This window comes from Halomonas jincaotanensis, from assembly GCF_018448785.1.
Taxonomy (GTDB): domain Bacteria; phylum Pseudomonadota; class Gammaproteobacteria; order Pseudomonadales; family Halomonadaceae; genus Halomonas; species Halomonas jincaotanensis.
In genome coordinates this window covers 1-2,249 of the sequence record NZ_JAHCLU010000050.1, presented here as the reverse complement: position 1 = coordinate 2,249, position 2,249 = coordinate 1, and the positions used below count along the sequence as shown (strand labels likewise).

The window sequence follows — 2,249 nt, the reverse complement described above, 5'->3', positions numbered from 1 at the left end:
TAATTCACGGAAAGCTCAGCGTAGGCACGAGCCGGTGCGAAGAACATGGATTCGAGTTGATCGGTGATCTGCTTGGTGTCAAATGCGTTGGTCATGGTGAGAACCTCCAAGGTTCTGAACAAACGGGAGATCCCCGCTCTGATGACGTGCACACTATCAGGGAAATTTGTGCAGTGCAACATGGATTCCGGTAGTGACCACCCGGTATCCCGAGGAGTGATGGACCCCAGAGCGCGGTATGAGCCACCGTTCAGCCACCTACATGCAGGTGGGCCTGATGAGCTGTTCGCGGGCAAGGAAACCGTCATCGATGGTATCTTTGGTGCGCTGAAGGCAACACAGCCGAAAATTCTCACAAAAACAGGATAATGGCGCTTCTCTTGCGCTTTCTACCCTCAGGTCCTGCCATGTAGAGGCGTTACGCAGTCCCTCAGATGGGGGCGACAGAAAGACCCTGCACTGCTAAAAAGGCCGGTTTCTCGATGCATCCTGAGCGATTCATACGCGGACGGCCAAAGGTGGCGATGCCGCTGCGAAATCAACAGTAATTTTTAAAGATCTGTCTGAATCAGGTTGACAGGTTCCGGATGCCTTGAAGATAGCATTTTCGATGTAATGTGCTTTATTTCCGAAAATGAGAGTTGGATAATCGAAGGTTGCTACTCAGATATTATTGACTCGATCCTTACAGAGTGTGAAGAGCTCATATTTCTTAACCTTGGGGTTGATGTATGTGTTGCGCACTGCCGTGCGCGGCCATGGGAACCTGAGAAATTCTGCTCGAAAGAGGAGCAAGATAAAAACCTCAACAACCTAATAGAATGGGCTAGCTCCTATGAGACTCGCTGTGATGAGTATGGCCTCGGCCGACATTGGGCACTCTACGAGTCTTTCAATGGTAAAAAACGTGAGTTTACTCATCCAAGCAAGTATGAATCATTATAATAAGGTGTATCAGTGCACGGCAGGTAGTAGCCGTCCGCTTTCGTCGCCCGCCGTTTAATGCTGCATTATATAAGATACGGTTGAAATACCGCTTCTGGCCGACAGGTGAATTTGAGGCTACTATTATCTACAGTATTCGTTACCAGACACCAAAAAGTGCTCATGTCGACACAGGCAGCCAGCGGGCTCATCCATGTTGAACAGTTATGCAGCCGGCACGATGGTTGATCGTTATATATCCTAGCTATATCTTATTTTATGAATATTAGCCGATTAAGTGTTCGAAAGTCACGCGGTATAACCGGATTGGACGTGTCGGCGCTTTCCAGTCGATAAACGAGTTGACTGTTGAATACCCGTCAGACCGCAAACGTGCCACCAACTCCTCTTCGGACGGAAAACCGCTACTCAATCAACACACGGGAGGAAATGCTATGGCCGAGATCACTGGAGGATCCGCCGTCGAATGGCGATATAATAGATAGGTCCTCTCGGTCTGAAGGGGCCTAATACCGCGCATTAGCGGACCCATCGCTGGACGACGGGTCCGCTGACCGCACGCTGTGCGGCCAGCGTCCGGCCGCTTAGCTTCACCGTTAAGAACGTGGTAAATCTGTACTAACCACTTTTCGCCAAGACATTTTGAGCCGAGGCACGATGTCATGAAACCAAAGGCACAAATATCTGACGAACAAGCTATAGAAGCAGTGATAGAGCGACAGTTCAGCAGCTTAAGCTGGACGCCGGGGGAGTCGGCAGATTGGGGTACATTCAAATCTGACTTTTTCCCTGACGCGCCGCTGTATCCAGCGATACGGCCTGTGAAGCAGCAGTCCGTCAACGCATTCATCAAACGGCTTTCTGGGCTGGCAGAAACGAATCTCCGATCATTTGACGAGAAGGTTTTGGGCACGGAAGTCCGCGTATTCGGCAATGTCGCCGTTGCGGTAGCTGGCTGCGAAACGGTTGAAAATGAGACTGAGGTGAATCGGGGAGTGGAGATGCTCTTATTGGTCAAGGATGCTGGTCGATGGAGAATCGCCGGCCAAGCATGGGATTCAGAATCCGACGAGGTAAAGGTTCCTCCTTATCTGAAGGGTGTAGAAGGGACGTAGAAACGGCATGCTCTTAACAACAACTGTTATTCGGAACGGGTGTTCCGCTGGCGCCTCAATTACTGACAGTTAAGCGGAAATTTATATAGGCACAGCTTGAACGTCCGCTGCCGGCCGAGGCTGTGTGAAAACGTGGCTACCGCTATACTCTACCCGTGACAGCTCGTGGAGGTGCCGATGAAGCGCTTC

The 2,249-nt window shown here is 50.6% G+C and carries 1 protein-coding gene; it reads left to right on the top strand.

All coding sequences use genetic code 11. The features are described 5' to 3' along the window. Window positions 1–1,607 precede the first annotated feature (1,607 nt). The gene (locus tag KG088_RS19390) at window positions 1,608–2,060 is read left to right on the top strand and encodes a nuclear transport factor 2 family protein (RefSeq protein WP_213828262.1); all 453 of its coding nucleotides are present in this window, start codon (window positions 1,608–1,610) and stop codon (window positions 2,058–2,060) included. Window positions 2,061–2,249 lie beyond the last annotated feature (189 nt).

What these genes read in the sequence shown, in the direction of transcription:
- KG088_RS19390 (WP_213828262.1), top strand. Translation starts at nt 1,608, where the DNA reads ATGAAACCAAAGGCACAAATATCTGACGAACAAGCTATAGAAGCAGTG.